Origin of the sequence: Streptosporangium sp. NPDC006013 (assembly GCF_040614275.1) — a bacterium.
Classification (GTDB): domain Bacteria; phylum Actinomycetota; class Actinomycetes; order Streptosporangiales; family Streptosporangiaceae; genus Streptosporangium.
On the sequence record NZ_JBEXUE010000217.1, the window covers coordinates 1 to 16,185 of the forward strand.

18 protein-coding genes and 1 pseudogene are annotated in these 16,185 nt (G+C 69.6%); 11 read left to right on the forward strand and 8 right to left on the reverse strand.

Annotation, left to right across the window (positions count from 1 at the left end; all coding sequences use genetic code 11):
- Positions 1-94 precede the first annotated feature (94 nt).
- The 3 genes from ABZ260_RS28625 (at position 95) to ABZ260_RS28635 (ending at position 2,985) form a co-directional block, all read left to right on the forward strand.
- Positions 95-430 carry a hypothetical protein gene (locus ABZ260_RS28625; protein WP_355623915.1) on the forward strand — a complete coding sequence of 112 codons (336 nt, stop codon included), beginning with the start codon at positions 95-97 and terminating at the stop codon, positions 428-430.
- A 315-nt stretch (positions 431-745) separates the two neighbouring features.
- Positions 746-1,639 carry a methyltransferase domain-containing protein gene (locus ABZ260_RS28630; RefSeq protein WP_355623918.1) on the forward strand — a complete coding sequence of 298 codons (894 nt, stop codon included), beginning with the start codon at positions 746-748 and terminating at the stop codon, positions 1,637-1,639.
- A gap of 263 nt (positions 1,640-1,902) precedes the next feature.
- Complete coding sequence (locus ABZ260_RS28635; protein WP_355623921.1) at positions 1,903-2,985, forward strand: protein kinase family protein; 1,083 nt, start codon at positions 1,903-1,905, stop codon at positions 2,983-2,985.
- Positions 2,986-3,102: 117 nt separating this feature from the next.
- On the opposite strand, the gene ABZ260_RS28640 is transcribed toward ABZ260_RS28635, so the two are convergent.
- The gene (locus tag ABZ260_RS28640; protein WP_355623924.1) at positions 3,103-3,372 is read right to left on the reverse strand and encodes a hypothetical protein; all 270 of its coding nucleotides are present in this window, start codon (positions 3,370-3,372) and stop codon (positions 3,103-3,105) included.
- 69 nt (positions 3,373-3,441) lie between these two features.
- On the opposite strand from ABZ260_RS28640, the gene ABZ260_RS28645 reads away from it, so the two are divergent.
- Positions 3,442-3,654 (forward strand): hypothetical protein, encoded by a 213-nt coding sequence (locus ABZ260_RS28645; protein ID WP_355623927.1) that lies wholly within the window; start codon positions 3,442-3,444, stop codon positions 3,652-3,654.
- A 613-nt stretch (positions 3,655-4,267) separates the two neighbouring features.
- A complete protein-coding gene (locus tag ABZ260_RS28650) occupies positions 4,268-4,903 on the forward strand; it encodes a sulfite exporter TauE/SafE family protein (protein WP_355623930.1) in 636 nt (211 codons plus the stop codon).
- On the opposite strand, the gene ABZ260_RS28655 is transcribed toward ABZ260_RS28650, so the two are convergent.
- The 3 genes from ABZ260_RS28655 to ABZ260_RS28665 all read right to left on the reverse strand — a co-directional run bounded on the left by ABZ260_RS28655 (position 4,895) and on the right by ABZ260_RS28665 (position 7,378).
- A complete protein-coding gene (locus ABZ260_RS28655; protein ID WP_355623933.1) occupies positions 4,895-5,557 on the reverse strand; it encodes a recombinase family protein in 663 nt (220 codons plus the stop codon). The two genes, ABZ260_RS28650 and ABZ260_RS28655, sit on opposite strands and share 9 nt — an antisense overlap.
- Before the next feature lie 328 nt (positions 5,558-5,885).
- A complete protein-coding gene (locus ABZ260_RS28660) occupies positions 5,886-6,356 on the reverse strand; it encodes a nuclear transport factor 2 family protein (RefSeq protein ID WP_355623936.1) in 471 nt (156 codons plus the stop codon).
- A gap of 122 nt (positions 6,357-6,478) precedes the next feature.
- Positions 6,479-7,378 carry an AraC family transcriptional regulator gene (locus ABZ260_RS28665; protein ID WP_355623939.1) on the reverse strand — a complete coding sequence of 300 codons (900 nt, stop codon included), beginning with the start codon at positions 7,376-7,378 and terminating at the stop codon, positions 6,479-6,481.
- Positions 7,379-7,455: 77 nt separating this feature from the next.
- Between ABZ260_RS28665 and ABZ260_RS28670 the strand changes: the two genes are divergently transcribed.
- On the forward strand, positions 7,456-8,304 hold the full coding sequence (locus tag ABZ260_RS28670) for an NAD(P)H-binding protein (RefSeq protein WP_355623942.1): 849 nt from the start codon (positions 7,456-7,458) through the stop codon (positions 8,302-8,304).
- Positions 8,301-8,723: a VOC family protein gene (locus ABZ260_RS28675; protein ID WP_355623945.1), complete on the forward strand. Its 423-nt coding sequence runs from the start codon at positions 8,301-8,303 to the stop codon at positions 8,721-8,723. Before ABZ260_RS28670 ends, ABZ260_RS28675 begins: the two co-directional genes overlap by 4 nt.
- 182 nt (positions 8,724-8,905) lie before the next feature.
- Here ABZ260_RS28675 and ABZ260_RS28680 read toward each other — a convergent pair whose 3' ends face one another.
- On the reverse strand, positions 8,906-9,358 hold the full coding sequence (locus ABZ260_RS28680; RefSeq protein ID WP_355623947.1) for a hypothetical protein: 453 nt from the start codon (positions 9,356-9,358) through the stop codon (positions 8,906-8,908).
- Positions 9,359-9,539: 181 nt separating this feature from the next.
- Here ABZ260_RS28680 and ABZ260_RS28685 point away from each other — a divergent pair, with 181 nt between their 5' ends.
- Positions 9,540-9,758 carry a hypothetical protein gene (locus ABZ260_RS28685; RefSeq protein ID WP_355623965.1) on the forward strand — a complete coding sequence of 73 codons (219 nt, stop codon included), beginning with the start codon at positions 9,540-9,542 and terminating at the stop codon, positions 9,756-9,758.
- Between the two features lie 229 nt (positions 9,759-9,987).
- On the opposite strand, the pseudogene ABZ260_RS28690 reads toward ABZ260_RS28685, so the two are convergent.
- Positions 9,988-10,131 (reverse strand): annotated as a pseudogene (locus ABZ260_RS28690) (hypothetical protein); the annotation flags it as partial.
- On the opposite strand from ABZ260_RS28690, the gene ABZ260_RS28695 reads away from it, so the two are divergent.
- Positions 10,130-10,450: a PadR family transcriptional regulator gene (locus ABZ260_RS28695; RefSeq protein WP_355623950.1), complete on the forward strand. Its 321-nt coding sequence runs from the start codon at positions 10,130-10,132 to the stop codon at positions 10,448-10,450. The pseudogene ABZ260_RS28690 and the gene ABZ260_RS28695 sit on opposite strands and share 2 nt — an antisense overlap.
- 79 nt (positions 10,451-10,529) lie before the next feature.
- Here ABZ260_RS28695 and ABZ260_RS28700 read toward each other — a convergent pair whose 3' ends face one another.
- Both ABZ260_RS28700 and ABZ260_RS28705 read right to left on the reverse strand, forming a co-directional pair.
- Positions 10,530-11,282, reverse strand: coding sequence for a hemerythrin domain-containing protein (locus ABZ260_RS28700; RefSeq protein WP_355623953.1), 753 nt, complete (start codon positions 11,280-11,282; stop codon positions 10,530-10,532).
- A gap of 209 nt (positions 11,283-11,491) precedes the next feature.
- A complete protein-coding gene (locus ABZ260_RS28705) occupies positions 11,492-12,775 on the reverse strand; it encodes an APC family permease (protein WP_355623956.1) in 1,284 nt (427 codons plus the stop codon).
- 475 nt (positions 12,776-13,250) lie between these two features.
- Here ABZ260_RS28705 and ABZ260_RS28710 point away from each other — a divergent pair, with 475 nt between their 5' ends.
- Together ABZ260_RS28710 and ABZ260_RS28715 are read left to right on the forward strand one after the other, a co-directional pair.
- Entirely contained in the window at positions 13,251-14,216 is a 966-nt protein-coding gene (locus ABZ260_RS28710) for a D-isomer specific 2-hydroxyacid dehydrogenase family protein (protein WP_355623959.1), read from the forward strand.
- An 84-nt stretch (positions 14,217-14,300) separates the two neighbouring features.
- Positions 14,301-15,980 (forward strand): protein kinase, encoded by a 1,680-nt coding sequence (locus ABZ260_RS28715; RefSeq protein WP_355623962.1) that lies wholly within the window; start codon positions 14,301-14,303, stop codon positions 15,978-15,980.
- Positions 15,981-16,185: the final 205 nt, after the last annotated feature.

Consider the following 16,185-nt stretch of genomic DNA (forward strand, 5'->3'; position numbering starts at 1 on the left):
ATTCCCACCTTTTTTTAAATTCCCACGCCGGGGCCGCCCACCCCACCCGTAGTGTTTTTGGATCGGATGGACGCCCCCTGCTTGCGGAGGAAACATGTCAAATCCATCAGGGCTTTCGATGCCATGGGTTTTCAAGGAAGAATCGATTGTCGATGCCGCCCTTTTGTTCAAACATTGCAGGCGCATCCCTTATGCTCAAGTGCTTTTGCATGTACTTGCAGACCATCCAGATCAGATATATTCGCTGACTAAGCTCGCCCAGGAGGCCGAAGCCAATACGGATGGGATCGCAGAAGCGATTCGCGGCATCGATCAAGCCTGTGACGCCTACGGCCGTGTGTCTCTTGTCAAGAAAATGAACGACGAATATCAAATGAGCGAAGAGGTGGCGAACGTCCTAAAGGCTGCTTGGGAGAACTGGTCCTCGTAAAGCCCGGTCGACCACAGCGCCATCCGTGCACCACCCCCGGCGGCTGCCTGGTCTTCCACATCTTCGCCGCCCTGACCGGGTTCATCCGTGTCAGTAGATGCGTCACGAGAGCGTCAGCGACGCCCCGTTGTGCGCGATGTGCTGGCCGTGCGGGTCTGCCAGCTGTGAGATGGAGGGCGTGGCCTAGACATGTACCCCTTCCGGCGCGTCACGGTGCAGAACCGTGCTGTAGGACGTGCGGGGTTCGCTGGCGGTGTGAGATGTCCCTCTCCCGTCGTCGTGGCGCTGGTGGTCTGGGGAGGTGATCATGTAGTTATGACCTCCTTGCCCCGCCCGCCGCACGTCGGTGGCCGACCGGATCCGATAGGCAGGACTACCGCGCTCGGTGGAGAGTCCGCTCCCGCCCGCGGGTACCTGCTGGACAACGCGCGCGCCGAGGCGGGCGAGCGATTCGTTTGGCTGGCCGAGCTGTTCGACGGTGTGACGCGGGGGCACTTCGATCGACTGGGGGTCAGGGTTGGCTCGCGCTGCTGGGAGGTGGGGGCCGGTGGCCGCAGTATCCCGGAGGCGCTCGCGGCGGCCGTCGGTCCGACCGGGCACGTGCTGGCCACGGACATCGACCCGTCGTGGCTGAAGGCAGGTGGCGGGTACGAGATGCGCCGGCACGACGTCGCCGCTGATCCGCCCCCAGAGCCGGGGGCGTTCGATCTGGTGCACGCCCGGCTCGTGCTGGTCCATGTACCCGACCGGGCTCGGGCCTTGGCCACGATGGCGGCGGCGCTGCGGCCCGGCGGCTGGCTGCTGGTCGAGGACGCCGATACCGCTCTGCAGCCACTGGCATGCCTGGACGACAGCGGCCCAGCGCAGCGGCGGGCCAACCGGCTGCGCGACGCGGTCCGGGAGCTGCTGACGCGCCGCGGCGCGGACCTGCGCTACGGCCGGACACTGCCGCGGGCATTGCGTGAGGCCGGCTTGGTAGATGTCGCCGCGGCGGGCTCTTTCCCGGTCGGCGGGCTGGCCTGCGACCGGCTGGAGGCGGCGACCATCCGGCACGTGCGCGGCGAGCTGCTCGCGGCCGGCCTGGCCGACGACGCCGAGATCGACGCACACTTGGCCGCCATCCACGCGGGCGAACTCGACCTGACACTCGCGCCGCTGATCTCGGCCTGGGGACGCCGTCCAGCCGAGCACCCGCCGGCACTCGGTTAGGTGCGGATCCAGGCGTTGTCTGACCTGCCCACAGCGCTGTTCGTCGAGGAGATTTTCGGGCCGCAGGAGTAGCCCCTTACTTCTTAATGGGGCCGCCCGTAGCTTCCAGCGAAACAACGCTAAGGAGTTGATCTAGGGCTGGTGTGGTTCGTGGGCGCGTCCCGGAAACGAGCGTTTGTGAGAGCATGCTGGCCCTGTCGAATAGGGCCGATCATGCCGATAGCTCGCCAACGCCCGGCGGGGAGACTCAGGAGCCACCACTGATGCCCAACCCAGACTCGCGGTACGCCGCGCGCCTGGCCGCCTACGGAGCGGTCTCCACCCAGCTGTCGCTGCTGAGCGACCGCCGACTCGGCCAAGCCGTGGCGGAAGCCACCGCGCTCGGGTCCGGCATCGGCGGCAGGTCGGCGGAGCTGGACATCAGCGGGAGGCGGGTCTTCATCAAACGGATCCCGCTGACCGATGTCGAGCTGCGGCCGGAGAATGTGCGCTCGACGGCGAATCTGTTCGGACTGCCGCTGTTCTACCAGTACGGGGTGGGCTCGGTCGGGTTCGGAGGCTGGCGTGAACTGGCCGTACACACCATGACCACCAACTGGGTCCTCGGACGGGAGTACGAAGGCTTTCCCCTGATGTACCACTGGCGGGTTCTACCCGACTCCCCACCCAAGGGGTTCGTCGACGAATTCGGCGGCATCGATGGGGCGGTCGCGCACTGGGAGGGATCACCCGCCGTTCGTGACCGGCTGGAGGCCATCGGCCAGTCCTCGTGCAGCCTGGCGCTCTTCCTGGAGCACGTGCCGCACACACTCGCCGGATGGCTGGCCGACCACCGCAAAACCGCCGTACCGGAAGGTGGGGACGGCTCGCCCTTCCGCTGGGTGGAGGAAGCTCTGACGAGCGGAGCTGCCTTCATGAGTTCTCGCGGACTTGTCCACTTCGATGCTCACTTTGCCAACATCCTGACCGATGGCCGCCAGCTCTACTTCGCTGACTTCGGACTTGCTCTGAGCTCCCGCTTCGACCTTTCGGCGGACGAGTCCAACTTCCTCTCGGACCACCTCGCGTACGACCACTGCTACACCGCGAGCCACCTGCTCCAATACCACTTGCTCGACGGCGTGCGCGGTGACACGGAACGTGAAGTCTTCCTGCACGACTGGATCGCAGGCCGGCGACCTGGCGACATCCCGCCCGAGATCACGGCCATCATCGACCGGCACGCACGCCCTACCGTCGTCCTGGACTCCTTCTTTCGCCGTCTGTTCACCGAGAGCAAGCAGACGCCGTTCCCGGCCGCGGAGATCGAGCGGCAGTTGGGCGCTGGCGCCACAACCCCGAGCTGATCCACGCCCTCGCCTCGGCTGTCCGGCAGTACGGCATCGGCTGCCACGGCCGCTGCCTACCGACGGGCCTCTCGGTGCACCTTCCCGCGCTCTACGACCATCCGGCAGTAGCTCGGGTCACCTTGTAGTTGAGGCCTCGCTCTGCGGACCACGTGGGCCAGGCACTGTCATCGCAGCCGCAAGCTCCAGATCCAGGCGGCTGTTCATGTCCAGCTCGAACCGGCCGTACGGATTCACATGGGTCCAGAACAGCGGCGACAGCGCCCGGCGGTCCGCGTCGGTGAGCTTGTCGGCCCACTTCGGATCGGCCAGGACCTCCTGGTCGCCATCGCCGAAGAGGTCGCCGTCTGGCTGCGCGCGGCCGGGATCGGCGTCGAGGTCGACCACCTCGACATCGCCAAGCCCGTCGTCGTGTAGTCCGCCACCCTGAACACCTTTACCGGAAGGACACCCAGCATGAACATCATCAACGGCAGAGTCGTCGGCACCAGCGAGGACGACATGTGCGGCGACGTCGGAGTCGTCATCAGCGGGAACGCCGACCCCGTCCATCTGGGCACCGGAACCCTCTACGTCAACACCACGGTCGTGACCGGGGACGGCGCCGTGATCGTCCATGGCGACCACCACGGCGGCATCGGCCGCAGCTTCGGCGGCAAGAAGAAGTGAGCACGTGCGGGACCGTCCCAACCGGCCCCGCACGCGCCTAAAGCCTCCCACCCGCACCGGTCCGGCGCGGGATCCCGCCCCGGCACCAGACAGGAGAACCCTGTGAGGAACAGCGCGAAGAAGAACCCCCAGGAGCTCAGGCGCCAGGCCGAGGAGTCCCGGACCGCCGCGGCCACCGCGAGTGGTGCGAAGAAAGAGGCTCACCTCCGGGTGGCGGACGAGCTGCCAACTGCCATGAAAGTGTCAGTGGATTTGCCGCGTGAGTGTCAGTGCGCGAGCGTTCGGCTCGTCGTGACTGATCACGGTGGGGCCCAGGTCCGACCCGACACGGCCTTCCGTCAGGTGATGGCTTGCACGGCGATGGCACCGGCCACCAGGCCTACAGCCCCATCTGCTGGCCGTGCACGGCCCCGCTTACCAGGCTTACGCCGCTCGCGTCGGCCGCTACGTTCCCGGCCTTGGCCGGCTCCCCCGCCCCGCCGCCGCGACCAGTCCGTCCGGCCCGTCCGGCCCGTCCGGCGGTGATACTCGCCTGGACGGTGGGATGGGCGTATCGCCGCGCGACGGCGCCATCTGACACACTCTGGGACGTGGTGGCGGAGATGATGAGCCGATGAGCTGGTGGCAAGCGCTGCTGGGCTTCAGCGCGGGCCTACTCATCTCAGTGGTCACCACTCCGGTCGGAGTGTCGGGTGCGGTGTTCTTGCTGCCGGTCCAGCTCAGCGTGCTGCAGGTGCCGAATTCGGCGGTGACGCCGACCAACCTGTTGTTCAACGTCGTGGCCACCCCCGGTGCGCTGCTGCGCTACCGCGAACGCGGCCATCTCGGCGGCCCGCTGACGCGCCTGCTGGTGCTCGGCACCTTGCCTGGCGTCGTCATCGGCGCGCTCGTGCGGGTCTTCCTCCTTCCCGGCCCTGGGGTGTTTCGCCTGCTGGTGGTCTGTCTGCTGTTTCCGCTGGGCTTATGGCTGTGCGTGCGCACGGTGCGCCCGGCCCGCGGCCACGGCGCGCTGGACGGCCCGTCTGCGCCTACGATCACCGCGCTTGCGGTGGCCGTGGGGACGGTGGGCGGGATGTACGGCATCGGCGGCGGGTCACTGCTCGGGCCGATCCTGGTCGGGCGTGGTCTCCCGGTCGCCCAGGTCGCACCCGCCGCGCTGGCCACGACGTTCAGGGGTCCGGGGACTCTACTGACGGGTAGCTACGCTAAGGACGGATCCGCAGGTCAGGGCGTGGCTCGGTCAGGGTGATCGAGGGGCTGGGACGCTCCGATCGGGCAAGAGGTCGGCGAGCGCGGTTCGGATGGCGGCGCGATTGACGCCGTGGGTTCGGGCGAGTGCGGCGATCGAGGCGCCTTGCTCGGTGTAGGCCGCCCGGACGTCTTCGCGGTCGGTGCCGGTGAGTGCGGGTGGTCGGCCGCGGTAGCGGCCTTCGGCTTCGGCGGCGGCGACGCCTTCGACGGTGAGTTCGTTCTGGATGTCGCGTTGGAACTGGCCGACGGCGGTGATGACGTTGATCAGCAGGTCGGTGGTGGCGTCGTTGGCGGCGAGGTCTTGGAAGTTCGACAGCGGCCCGGACAGGACGCGCAGGACGACGCCGCGGGCTTGGCACCAAGCGCGGACGTTGTGGATGTCGACGAGGTCGCGGCAGAGCCGGAACAGCTCCGACACCGTGAGCGTGTCGCCGGGGTGGGCCGCGGCGGCGACCTGTCCGAACGCGGGCCGGTCCAGCGCCGGGACCTTCGAGGTGGTGGCGGGGTCCTCGAACAGCCGGACACCGTCGGCGGGACGGAAGCCCTCGGCGACGCCCTCGGTCCGGACGAGGAGGCCGGCCTCGGTGAGGATGTGGCGTTGGCGGAGGAGGGACTGGGTCGCGGTGGAGGCGCGGGAGTAGACGATCTGCACCGGGGCTCCTCGGAAAGTGGGTGCGGAGCCCCGTTCTACCTGTCGGAAAATCCTGTCGTCAATTCCCCCGCGAAATCGGCCGCCGGACGCCCTGGTTCGTCACCTCATGTCCGGTTTCCCGGCGGGCCGCGGGGCCCGGTTCGGGCCCTGTCGTTAAACCGTCTATTGACGACACTACCGGAGCGCGGCTTCAAGACTCGATCACGGGGTGGGTAGCGCCAGTTCGCTCCGGTGCCCTTGTAGTCGGCAACGCTGATCGGGGTGACGCCCTCGCACATCCGGGCGGTGTAGAGCCTCCCGTCCGCCCTCACGCTCCGAACGTCACACCTCAGGGCGTGGACGGACGGGTGTCGGTCCAGCTGACCATCAGCTTGCGCTCGGCGAACAGCCAGCCGCCGTCCGGCTGCCGGACCATCGTGTCGACGTAGCGGATCCACGCGGTCATGATCGTCCGGGTGCCGTCGTCGGCCTCGATGACATGCTGCGCCATGCAGTAGCCGACCCCGGAGGCCCGGTCCCCGGCGAGGTCGACCGTGTATTGGCCGTTGAAGTGCATGGTGGCGGCATAGGCGTTGAGCGCGTCGAACACCGGAGCAAGGGAGTCTCGCCCTGTCAGCTCCTGCGACGGCACGGGATCGCGGGCGTCGATGTGGACGACGAAGTGCGTGTCCTCGGTGAACAGGGCCATCTGCCCCTTGGCGTCGCGAGTGTCCGCGCAGTAGGCGTAGGCGTCGAACAGCTCACGGATCGCGAGCCGGTCGGCCGCCTCTTGACCCGAGATCGACGAATGAACACTCATCGCATCTCCTCAGTCACTTTCAGCGATATCGACGTCTCGGACTTTACATGACGCCTGTGTGAGGGCCGTCACCTGGATCCGTTGCTTAATCCCGGCAGCGCCGATGCGGGATACCTGCCCGGCTATGGGGTGGTTTGTTGCCGCCAGCGGCCGGGAGGTAGTCCGATGTGGCGGCGGAACGTGGCGGCGAAGGCGTTGGGCGAGCTGTATCCGGTGCGGTGGGCGATCTGCTCGATGGTGAGGTCGCCTGCCAGTAGGTATTCGCGGGCCAGGGTCAGCCGCCAGTCGGTCAGGTACCGCATCGGCGGCTGCCCGAGCGCCCGCTCGAAGGTGCGGGCGAACGCGGGACGTGACATCGCGCTGACTTGTGCGAGTTGCGGCACGGTCCAGGCGTGTTCGGGGTGTTGGTGCATCGCCTGGAGTGCACGGTTGAGCCGTGGGTCTTCGGCCGCGTGGTACCAGCGTGGTGCTGTGGGGCTGGTCTGGTAGGAGCTGCGCAGAACCAGGACCAGCAGGACGTCGAGCAGCCGGTCGAGCACGGTCTGCCCGCCGGGCGCCTGGTGGGTGAGTTCGCGGGAAATGAGCGCGACCACGTCGTGGACCTGGTCGTGTGCGGCGGGCCGGATGACGAGCATCGGCGGCAGCGCCTGGATCAGGCTCCGGCCGACGTCACCGGCGAGCCGGTACGCGCCGCACAGGAACACGGCCGCTTGCGGATCATCGGCGTCCCCGCCGGTGCCGGCCGTCCAGAACTCCTCGTGGGTCAGGCAGCGGCCGGGGTCCGGCTCGTCGGCGATGTGGTGGTCCTGGCCGCCCACGATGATCGCGAGATCACCTGGCAGCAGGCGCTCGGCTCGCGCCGGATCATCCAGCCATACCCAGGCGTGACCGCGCAGCACCGTGTGGAGCGAGAGCTGTATGGAACCGGGCAGCGTCAACCCCCAGGGCGGCCGGGCGACCGAGCGAGCGAAGACCGCGCCGGACGCCCGAGCTCTCACCAGATAGTCATGCAAAACATCCATGCTTCGATCGTATCGCGTTGCCTATTGAGTGTATTCAGCATTGTTCAGCTCATCCTCGGGTCCATATCGTTGAGGGTATGAATGAACAGCAGTCGACCGTCCTCGTCCTCGGCTCGACCGGCAAGACCGGCTCCCGCGTCGCCGCCGACCTCCGCAGCAGTGGAATCTCCGTCCGTTCCGCCGCTCGGTCCGGTGCCGACGTCGACTTCGACTGGAGGAACCACGACAGCTATACGCCCGCTTTGAAGGGCGTCGACCGCGTCTACCTGATCGCTCCGATCATGCGGTTGGACTTCGCCGCGGACGTCTCGCGGTTCCTCGACGAGAGCGAGGCCGCCGGAGTGCGGCACGTGACGTTCCTGAGCGCGTACGGCATGGAACACGCTCCGCCGCAGGAGGCCACCCGCAGCGTCGAACTCGACCTGGCCGGACGCCAGCAGCTCGGCCACACGATCCTGCGTCCCGCCTGGTTCATGCAGAATTTCAGCGAGACGTTCCTGAAGCCGGTCGACGGCGCCATCGTCGTGCCCACCGGCAACGGCTCCGAAGCGTTCATCGACGCGCAGGACATCGCCTCCGTCGCCGCGATCACGCTCACCGACCCCGCCAGCCATACCGGTGCGGAGTACGACCTGACCGGCCCGGAGACGCTGACCGTCGCCGAAGCCGCCGCCATCATCAGCGAGGCGACCGGCCAGACCTTCACCCATGTCGATCTGGACCGCGACGCGTGGATCGCCGGCGCGGTCGCGGGCGGGATCCCCGCCGAGTACGGGACGGTGCTGCGGCGGCTCACCGAGACCATCGCCTCCGGCAACGGCTCGAGCACCACCGACACGGTCGAGCAGATCACCGGCACACCGGCCCGCACCTTCCGCGACTTCGCCCGCGCGAACACCGCCGCCTGGAAGGAAGCCGCCAAGTGATCGACCACGTCTACATCTCCGTGACCGACATCGACAAGTCGCTGGCGTTCTACCTCCAGGCGCTCAAGCCCCTCGGCTGGGGTGCGTTCGGGAACTACGACGCCGCGACCGGCCCCGAGGGCGTCCCCGACCTGTTCGGCATCGCAGACGCCACCTACCTTTCCGGGATCGGGATCGGATCGAGCATCTGGCTGCGACGACAGCAGCCCGGCGAGACCGGCCTCTACCTCGGCATCGTGTGCGCCACCAACCAGGCCGTGGACGACGCCTACACCGCCGCGATCAACGCCGGTGGCGTCGACGAGGGCCGACCGGCCGACCGCACCTACTTCGCCTCCGGCTACTACGCGGCCAACGTCGCCGACCTCGACGGCAATCGTCTGGAATTCGTGCACAAAGCCTGGAATCCCGCACAGTAACCCGTGCGAAGCACGCCACCAGACAGGTCTCGACGCTCGGTCACCCGGGCCGGAGTAGGGTGACCCGGCTGCTGCGGGCCCGGACGAACATCGGCGTCTCGTACATCACCTACCTGACCTGCTTGCTCATACCGGGCATCCTTCCGCGCCGGGCCGCCCGGAAAGCCGAGAACGGGTGATGTTCACCAGGGTCCGTCGCGGACGGTCAGATCGTGCTTGCCGACCAGTCCGGCCAGGGCGACGCGCAGCACGGTGATCCGGGCGCCGGCGTCAGGGCCGTAGATCCCGATCGTCACGCTGGCCGGGGTGGCATCGAATCTGGTGCGGCGCTGTTCGGCGGCGCTGCGGGCCGCGGCGAGGATCCGGCCGCGCAGCCGCATCGCCTTGCGCGGGTCGCTCTCGCGGTCCAGGCCGTCGATGGTCAGGTAGGCCAGGAACAGCGGGTCCGGTCCGGTCCCGGCGGGTTCGGGCTCGACGTCCTCCAGCGCCCGCCGCAGGTCCGCACGCTCCGTGCTGGTCAGGGGGCGGCGGCCGAGCAGGTCGGGCCAGCCGTCGGGGCGGGACGGCACGGTGAAGCCGGGCCCGGCCGCAGGCTCTTCGCTCGCGGTCGGGCTCGTGGTGGTGGTGTCGTTCACCGGGCCCCTATTCCTCCGGCTCGTCCTCGACGGTATGGACGCAGCCAGCCACTACCGATCAGTATCCCCAAACCGAGCTCAACCGGCAGCGGGCGAACCCCGGACACCCCCGCCGACCTGCGGCTCAGTCCTTAGCGTAGCTACCCGTCAGTAGAGTCCCCGGACCCCGTTCATCACCTCGATCGCCGGAGCGCTCACCTACGCCGTCCTGGCGCTGAGCACCCCCGGCGACATCGCGCCGGAGTGGGGGTTGGGCCTGCTGTGCGGACTGGGCGGGCTGATCGGCGGCTACGTCGGCGCTCACCTGCAGCCGCGGTTGCCGGAGAGTGTTCTGCGGCTGCTGCTGGGCGCCTTGGCCATCGCGCTGGCCGGTCTGTACGCCGCCCAGGCCCTGACCTGAACCCCGGCGACCTGAACCCCCGCGCCAGCGGCGTTCCCCACCACGGCGGCATCCAGGTGCCGGCCGTCGCCGTTCGGTTCACGCCGGCACGAGCACGCAGGAGGGGAGGGGGGCCGGCCCTGGCCGGGATCAGGCGGCCCGCAGGACGGCGGCCAGGTCGTCGGGGACGGCCATGGGCTCGGTGGCCGACGCGGGCGCGGCCGGTATTGCCCTCGGGGTAGCGGCTCAGAGCGTTGCCGGGGGCGCCGACGATGATTCCGATGACCTGGCCGAACGCTTCGCGCCGGCCGTAGAGAAGGCACTGATATCGGTGACCGATATCGGTTTCGTCATATACTGGAGGCCGTGCCGAGTCGAAATGGTGGGCCAGGATGAGGGAGTTTCAGCGCGGGGCGGTGCGGCTGCACATCCTGCATCATGCTGCCGAGCAGGAGATTCACGGGGCGTGGATGACCGAGGAGCTCAAGCGGCACGACTATGCGATCAGTCCCGGCACGCTGTATCCGACGCTGCATCGGCTGGAGGCCGAGGGGTTGCTGTCCTCGCGGCAGGAGGTGGTCGAGGGCCGGGTTCGACGGATCTACCGGGCCACCGAGGCGGGCGTGGCGGCGCTGGTGGAGGATCGCAGGGCGTTGCTGGAGTTGGCGCGCGAGGTGCTGCCCGAGGCGGACCGGCCACCGGGGACGGCTTGAGCCTGAGCGTGATGATTGCCTCAGCGCGCCTGTGCCCGAAGTGTCGTGGGTTCGCCTCCAGCGCTCAGCCCGGGGATCGTCATAGGCGGGGCGTGAACTGGTTCAGGTCGTAGATGCCGAGCGTCTTTTCGATGTCGGCCACCTGCCCGACGATGCCGGTGAAGCCGGCCGCGCCGAAACGGCGGTGCTCCTCGTCTTCGAAGGTCTCGGCCATCTCGGTGAACTCCTTGGGCGAGATGACCTCCCGCATGGCGGGGAAGACGACGGTGTCCTCGCGGGCTTCGTGTGGCTCATACATGCGGATGAAGGCGGCCATGTTGGCGACCAGGTCGCGACGGGCCTGCCGGGGGGTGGGATGGGCGGTGGCGTCCAGGATGCGGCCGGTCAGGACGCGTCCGCGCTGGTGCTGCCGGACCAGCACCGAGACGATATCGGTCAGCTTGCGGGCCTTGACCAGGGGTGGGAAGACGTAGCGTTCTTCGAGCTGTTCGTGGTACTCCTCGATGAAGGTGCGGATGATGCCGGCTCCGGCGTGCAGGGGCTGCGCGGGCACCTGCTCCCCGGCGCTGATCCGCCGGATGCCCTCCCGGTAGATCAACAGGACCCGTTTGAGGACCCCGTGCTCGCGCATGAGGTCTTCCGGTGGCGTGACCGGCACTTCGGGGGCCTGTTCCCGGGTGGGGGCAGGCGTGGACGTCGCGGCGCTGCTGGCTTGTCGTGTGGTGCCGCACCCGGTCAGCACCGCCGAGCCGCAGACCAAGGCGACGGGCCAACTGAGCATCTCGCGGCGGCGCACGATCGGTGTGTCACGGTCGGCCCTTGCTTCGTCCATCGCCTTCGGCTCCGTCCCTTGGCCAGTGCAACGCGGTCCGGCTGGACGGCATCACGCCGGGTGCCTGCCCGATCGCCGGTGATCCGATGCGATGAGATGGGTAATGCTTGCCCCAGCTCAGCCAACCGCGCGTTGGCCGCCGGTCATGGGTGATCGGGGGAACGGGCCCAGTGCGGATGGCTTATCAGCCCTGTTTCCAGAAGGCCGCGTCATGATGAGCGGGTCGTGATCGCCCGTCGCAGGCCGTATGCGGCGGCGCCGGCGGCCAGCACCGCGACCCCGGCGATCACTGAGGACAGCGGCAAGGCGAAGGCGAGGACCAGGCAGCCGACCAGGCCGACGGCGGGTATCAGCCGGACGGGGCGGCCCTCGCCGGGCGTGAGGGTCCAGGCGCTGGCGTTGGCGATGGCGTAGTAGACCAGCACGCCGAAGGAGGAGAAGCCGATCGCGCCGCGCAGGTCCGCCGTGCCGGCCAGGATCGCCACGACCGCGCCGATGACCAGCTCGGCGCGGTGGGGGACCTTGAAGCGGGGGTGGACGGCGGCCAGCACGTGCGGCAGGTGCCGGTCGCGGGCCATGGCCAGCGTGGTGCGGGACACGCCCAGGATCAGCGCCAGCAGCGAGCCGGTCGCGGCCACCGCGGCGCCCGCGCCGACCAGCGGCGCCAAGGCGGGCAGCCCTGCGGCGCGCACGGCCTCGGCCAGCGGGGCGCTGGCCTGGCCCAGGCCCGTGCTGCCCAGCACGGTCAGCGCCGCCAGAGCGACCGCGACGTACACCACCAGGGTCAGGCCGAGTGCGAGCGGAATGGCCCGGGGGATGGTACGGGCCGGGTCACGGACCTCCTCGCCCAGCGTGGCGATGCGGGCATACCCGGCGAAGGCGAAGAACAGCAGACCTGCCGCCTGCAGTGTCCCGGCGACGGTGGCATCGGAGGTCACCTCCAGGCGGGTGGCGTCCGCGGCGCCGGAGGTGAGGCAGGCCAGCACGACCGCGGCCAGCACGGCCACCACCACGGCGACGATCCCCCTGGTCAGCCAGACCGTCTTGTGCATCCCGGTGTAGTTGACCGCGGTGAGCGCCACCACGGCGGCCACCGCGACCGCGTGCGCGTGCTCCGGCCACAGGTAGAAGCCGACGGTCAGCGCCATCGCCGCGCACGAAGCGGTCTTGCCGACCACGAACCCCCACCCGGCCAGGTAACCCCAGAAATCCCCCAGACGCTCGCGCCCGTAGACGTAGGTGCCGCCGGAGGCGGGATAGCGGGCGGCCAGCCGCGCCGAAGAGGTCGCGTTGCAGTAGGCCACCACCGCGGCCAGCGCCAGCCCGAGCAGCAGCCCCGAGCCGGCCGCGCGCGCCGCCGGCGCGAAGGCGGCGAAAACACCGGCGCCGATCATCGAGCCCAGCCCGATGACGACCGCGTCGGCCAGGCCCAGGCGGCGCTCCAGCAGTCCCTGACCGGTGGGGGTGGGGGTGCCCGCCACGATGACCTCCACTTAGAACGGATCCCGATATCGGATCACGATACCGTGTGGCGATACTCACGGATCGCCCAAGAGGCCCAAGCCGCTTGAAGGCCATTAAGCCACGTAAGGCAAGTAGGCAGGCTGACGGCTGCTGCTGAAGGTGCCTGTTCCTTCAGGCGATGACCGGGCTGCGCCGCCTCATGGCAAATCCACTGACACTCTTGTGGCCAGGCCGCTGACATCTCGCGGCAAAACCCACTGACACTCTCGTGGCAGTTGGCAAGCAGCCTGCGGGGTCTTCCGGCAGGCCCAGGTCGGTCAGAGCACACCTACTGGCATTTCCGTGCCGCGGTACTGACGCTCTCGTGTCGCTGCCCACTGTCATCACGTGTCGCAGGCCACTGACGTTCTCAGGTCGCTTGGCAGATCGATCCCGTCCAGCGCCCGGTGCCGAGTGTGGGACGCCGAGGTACGCGGCCGGTGGGCCACGTACAGAATGTCGGTTATGGAAGCCCGAATCGCGATAGCCCCGTCCCCGGAGGCGGGGGCGGCCTACGACCGCCCCAACTCCCCCGACCTCGACCGCCTGCGCCTCAGGGTCGAGGAGGCCGTGTCCGGCGGCGGTGGCGTCAATGTCCCGCTCGCCGAGGCGGACGGCCTGGTGTGGCTCATCCCCGGTGAGCCGGAACTGCTCCGCTCGGCTCTGGACGCCCACCCCCGAATCAACTGGGTGCAGTTCCCCTGGGCGGGGGTGGAGAGATTCACCGCGTCCGGCGTGCTCGACCGGCCGGTGGTCTTCAGCTGCGCCAAGGGGTCGTTCGCCGGGCAGGTCGGCGAGCACGCGCTCATGCTGATGCTGGCCTGCCTGCGCAACCTCGCCCGGCAGGCGCGCACCCCCCGCTGGTGTTCGGTCGATCCCAGTTCCCTGCACGGCCGGCGGGTGACGATCCTCGGCGGCGGCGGTATAGCGACCGAGCTCATCCGGCTCCTGCGGCCGTTCGACTGCCGGATCCGGGTGATCCGCCGCCGGGCGGAGAGCATCGAGGGCGCCGAGCAGACGCTGCCGCCCGAGGCCCTGCCCGCCGTGCTTCCGGAGACCGACATCCTGGTGCTGGCCCTCGCCCTGACGCCGGAGACGACCCACGTCATCGGTGCCACCGAGCTGGCCCTGCTGCCGGCGCACGCCGTCGTCGTCAACGTCGCCCGCGGCGCGCACATCCAGACCGACGCGCTCGTCGAGGCCCTCCGCGCCGGGACGATCTCCGCCGCCGGGCTGGACGTGACGGACCCGGAACCGCTCCCCGAGGGGCACCCGCTCTGGGCCGAGGACAGGGCGCTCATCACCTCGCACTGCGCCGACTCCGCCGAGTACGTCACCCGGATGTTCTGCGAGCGGGTCGAGCGGAACGTACGCAACCTGCGGGCGGGCCTTCCGCTGGAGGGGGTCATCGATCCCGCCGCGGGATACTGACGGGCTCCGCGATCGCCTGCGTCCCGGACCGCGGAACCGGTATCGCGGTGGATCGGGAGCGAGGAAAGCGATAGGTTCGCCCGCATGCCGGAAGAGCCGTCACGCGTGCTGGCAGGCCGGTACCTCCTGCGGGCCCCTCTCGGGGAAGGCGGCATGGGCGTCGTCTGGCGGGCCAGGGACGAGTTGCTCCACCAGACCGTCGCGGTCAAGGAGGTGCGGCCACCCGCCGGGCTGCCCGCCGAGGACCGCGAGCGACTGCTGCTGCGGACGCTCCGCGAGGCCCGTACCGCGGCGACGCTGAGGGGCCACCCCGGCATCGTCACCGTCTACGACGTGGTCGAGGAGGACGGCCGTCCGTGGATCGTCATGGAGCTGGTCGAGGGGCCGTCCATGGCGGAGGTACTCAGGGCGGAGGGGCGGCTGGCCGAGGCCAGGGTCGCGGAGATCGGACTGCGGGTGATCTCCGCGTTGGCCGCGGCGGAGGCGGCGGGGATCGTGCACCGCGACGTCAAGCCCGCCAACATCCTGCTCAGGAGCGACCGGGCCGTGCTGACCGACTTCGGGATCGCGGCGGCGGTCCACGACACCACGGATCTGACCGGTGCCGGGCAGTTGCTCGGCACGATCCCCTACCTCGCGCCGGAACAGCTCGGCGGCGAGCGCGCCTCGGCCGCCTCCGACCTGTGGGCGACGGGCGTGACGCTGTACGAGGCCGTGGAGGGCCGCAGGCCGTTCGAGCGGGAGAGCCCGATGGCCACGATCACGGCGATCATCAGCCGCCCGGCGGCGCCGGCCCGGTACGCGGACCGGCTCGGCCCGGTCATCGAGGGCCTGCTCAGGAAGAATCCCGCCGAGCGGCTGACGGCCGGCCAGGCCGAGGCGCTGCTCGCGCCGGTGGCCGCCGGAGCCGCACCGGACCGGGTGAACGCGCGTTCGCCGGAGGACGGACGTTCCTGGCAGATCCCAGGCCCGACCGGGTACACCGGACCCGCCTGGCCGGCCCCGGGGCCGGCCGAAGACGGCGGACGGGCCGGGAGCGGGCCGACCTCTTCGAGCGATCATGCCCGGTCCGGCGCCTCCCGGTGGCCTCGCCCCCAGGTGATGGTGGCCGCGGGGGCGGCTGTGCTGGCGGTCGCCGTGGCCGCCGCGGTGATCTGGGGAGTCCAGGGCGGCTCCGCCACGCCGGAGAGCGCCAGAACGCCCGGTCCCGGCGCAGGTTCGACGGCCCCCACGGGCTCCGGTGGGGAATCCGGCCAGAACCCGCCGTCCTCCCCGGTACCCGGCTCGCTGCCGCGCGGCTTCACACTCCACAAGGATTCCCGTGGATTCTCCATCGCGGTGCCCGACGGCTGGACCAAGGACGAGGCCGAGGACCAGGTGAGCTGGAGCCGGCCGGAAAGCTCGATCCTCTCCTCGTCCTCCTGGTACCTGGGAGCCTTCGCCAACCTCAGCCGGAAGGAGACCCGGGCCCCCGCCGCCATCCTCGACGAGCTGCGCGACGCGCTCAGGAAGGACACGTTCGCGCCCGACTCCTACCGGGAACTCGTCCGGCGCCCGATCTCCTTCGCCGGGGGCGACGGTGCCGAGCTGGAGTTCGGCTTCGCGCACAAGGACGCGTCGGGCATGCCCTTCCGGCTGTACGCCCGATGCGTCATCCGTGACTCCGGCGGCGTCGGGATGTTCTGGTTCTTCGCACCCGCCGGGCAGTGGGCCGAGGCCAGCGGGCACGTCGACACGTTCGTGGAGACCTTCCGGCTCAACTAGGCGCTTCCGGCCGGCGGTGTGTCGCCCCCGCGCCGCCCCGCTCCCGGAGATGGCGCCGGTAGGCCGCCGTGACCGGGAGAACGGTCCCGCGACCGGATCAGTGGGCTTCTAGGACCTGTCCTGTGGATCTTGCCGTGGCGAGGATCGGTCAGGTGGTGTCTCGCAAGGCGGAGGAGGGAGCCGCAGCGTGCTGCGGTGACCGACG